Below are 2,719 nucleotides of genomic sequence, written 5' to 3'. Positions count from 1 at the left end.
GACGACGACGATCGGCCGATGATCTTCTGACGGTCACGGCCCTGGTGCTGAAAACGAAGGAGTTTTTCGCCAGAAGTGGGCACGAAGTGGGTGTTCAGACGCGAAAGCGGCGAGAACTCCTTCGTTTTTGGTTGTGAATATGGATGCTGTGCAGCCCGAGTCGACCGCCATGGAACTGCTCGCACGACTCGCGGGGTGCGCGCCAACCGGGCTCGTGACCCTCGAAGCGGGGCTACGCGGTGGCGGAACGCCTACATAGACTCGCCTCACCCGAGCGGCCACCCGACTGCCGCCACTAGCCAAACCCCAGGCGCAACCATGATGGGCATCACTCGTACAGGTAATTTCTTCCCGCTGGACTTCTCTACTGCGCTCATCACCACAGCGCATCCGAGACCGCATCGTGACTCCCGCACCGCGGGACGAGTGCGGAGACCCGTGTTGCAGCTCCCGAAGTTGAGGCTCGTCGCAGCGTGGGCCGTCGGCCTTGTCGTGACACTGCTCATCCTCTGGGATCCGTTCCGCGCATTCGGGCTCCAAAGTCGCTCGATTCATCTGGTGCTCGGAAGTGTCGAGGCCTGCGTCGCGCTGGGAGTGGCCTACCTCCTCCACTGCCGATTCGTGAACCGGCGCAGGTTGCAGGACCTGCTGCTCGCCCAGGGGCTCATCCTGCTCGCGGCCGCATCTCTCGGTTTGACCTATCTGATCGGGCCATACGGCGCACCGTCGTCGGGAGCCATCGGAATCTGGCTGCCCGTCGTCCTGCGCGTTCTGGGTGCCCTCCTGATCGCGGCGGCAGCACTGACCAGGGGACGGCTTGCGTCGCACTCCGCTTCGAGGTATCTGTCCACGATCGTGCCTGGGGCGATGATCGTGGCACTGTCCTCGATCCTTTGGATAGCGAAATCGCAGCTGCCCATCGCGTTCGACCTCAAGCCAGGCATCGCGCCATCGCTGCAACCCCTTCTTACCGGACATCCACTCTTCCTCGTCGCCCAGGGCGTTGGCATTGCGGCCCTCTTCATCGCATCGATCGCCTTCGCGTCACACTCGGCGCGGCACGACGACGACCTGTTCCGCTGGTTCGGGCCGGCCTGTGCTCTCGGCGCGTTTGCGCGGATCGACTACACGATCTTCCCGTCGCTCTATTCCGATTGGGTCTACACCGGCGACTTGCTTGGAGCCGGTTGCTACCTGCTGTTGCTCATGGGGGCGGTCCACGCGATCAGGCGGTATTTGAGTGCCCAGGCCAGCGTCGCCGTCGTGGACGACCGCTTGCGGACGGCGCGCGAACTCCATGACGGGGTTATCCAGGAGATCGCATACATCCGGTTGGAGAGCCAGTCCATCGCCGGAGATCCCACCTGTCGCAAGCACATCGTCGGAGCATGTGACCGCGCTCTCGATGAGGCCAGGGGAGCGTTGCAGACCCTGGGACGCACGAACGACGAGCCGCTGAGCTCTACTCTTAGCCGCGCCTTGGCCGAAATGGCGGAAAGGTATGGATTCGCACTGGTCGTCGATCTCGACAACTCCATCGAAGCTGACTCCGACCAGCAACACGCATTGACGCGTATCGTGCGCGAGGCAGTATCAAATGCCGTCCACCATGGGAAGGCCACGTCGATGCGGGTGAGCCTCCGGTTGGCTGCTGGAAGTCGGCACATGACAATAGAGGACAACGGAACTGGCTTCGACGTCTCCGCCGTCCATGAGGATGGCGGTTACGGTCTGACCAGCATGCGGGAGCGCGCTCGTACGCTTCCCGGTTTATTCGATGTCGCGGCTGACGTCGGTTTGGGAAGCCAGGTGACGGTGCGATGGTAACCGACAGCGGCATCCGCGTGATCCTTGCGGACGACCATGCACCGATCCGCTCGCGAATCCGACAGGCCCTTGAGGCGGGCGGCTGCGTGATCTGCGGGGAGGGCGCGAGCGCCGACGAGGCTATCGATCTCGCTCTCCAGTGGCGGCCAGAGGTGGCGCTGCTCGACATCCATATGCCAGGCAACGGCATCCAGGCCGCCCAGCAGATCAGCCGACAGTTGCCGGAGACCGCGATCGTGATGCTCACCCAGTCGGAGCTGGACGAGGATCTGTTCGACTCTCTGCGGGCGGGTGCGTCGGGCTACCTGCTCAAGAGTTCCGATCCGCAAACGCTGCCGGCCGCGCTGCGGAGCGTACTGGCCGGCGAGACCGCGATGCCTCCGGCACTCGTCACACGAATCGTCGATGAGTTCCGTGCGCCCTCGCGCAAGCGTTTCGCGCGAAGATCGTCGGCCGCAAGCAGGCTCAGCCCCCGCGAGTGGGAGGTCATCGAGATGCTGAGTCAGGGCATCTCTACGGACGAGGTCGGTCGCAGGCTTTTCGTCTCTCCGACCACAGTGCGGGTGCATGTGTCCGCGGTAATGCGCAAGCTCGCCGTCGGCGACCGCGAGAGCGCCTTCGAGCTGCTCAGGAGGGCATAGATAGCGGGCTCAGGAGAGCAGCAGTCCGACAAAGGCCCCGACAAGCATGGCGGGTCCGAAGGGGATCGAGCTCCGCAGCGTGACCCGTCTCGCCAGCAGCGCGATCAGGGACACTAGCCCTCCGACGACGAATCCGGCGGTGCCTCCGATCAGTCGCGGAAAAAAGCCAAGGTAGCCGAGCGCCAGGCCGAGCAACGCGGACAGCTTGACGTCGCCCATGCCGATTCCTGCCGGTGAAATGAGCGCGAGCA

Annotated in this window: 2 protein-coding genes and 1 pseudogene; 2 read left to right on the top strand and 1 reads right to left on the bottom strand. The window is 64.0% G+C overall.

Features of this window, described 5'->3' with window-relative positions; translation table 11 throughout:
- Positions 1–318: 318 nt before the first annotated feature.
- Positions 319–1,827 carry an ATP-binding protein gene (locus JWQ24_RS28340; RefSeq protein ID WP_299815884.1) on the top strand — a complete coding sequence of 503 codons (1,509 nt, stop codon included), beginning with the start codon at positions 319–321 and terminating at the stop codon, positions 1,825–1,827.
- Positions 1,821–2,468: a response regulator transcription factor gene (locus JWQ24_RS28335; protein WP_299815881.1), complete on the top strand. Its 648-nt coding sequence runs from the start codon at positions 1,821–1,823 to the stop codon at positions 2,466–2,468. The genes JWQ24_RS28340 and JWQ24_RS28335 overlap by 7 nt, the downstream gene beginning before the upstream one ends.
- Before the next feature lie 9 nt (positions 2,469–2,477).
- Here JWQ24_RS28335 and JWQ24_RS28330 read toward each other — a convergent pair.
- A pseudogene (locus JWQ24_RS28330) lies at positions 2,478–2,719 on the bottom strand (hypothetical protein); the annotation flags it as partial.

It is taken from the genome of Tardiphaga sp. (assembly GCF_028290495.1).
Classification (GTDB): domain Bacteria; phylum Pseudomonadota; class Alphaproteobacteria; order Rhizobiales; family Xanthobacteraceae; genus Tardiphaga.
The sequence above is the reverse complement of the archived record's forward strand: the minus strand, read 5'-3'. Positions and strand labels throughout refer to the sequence as shown.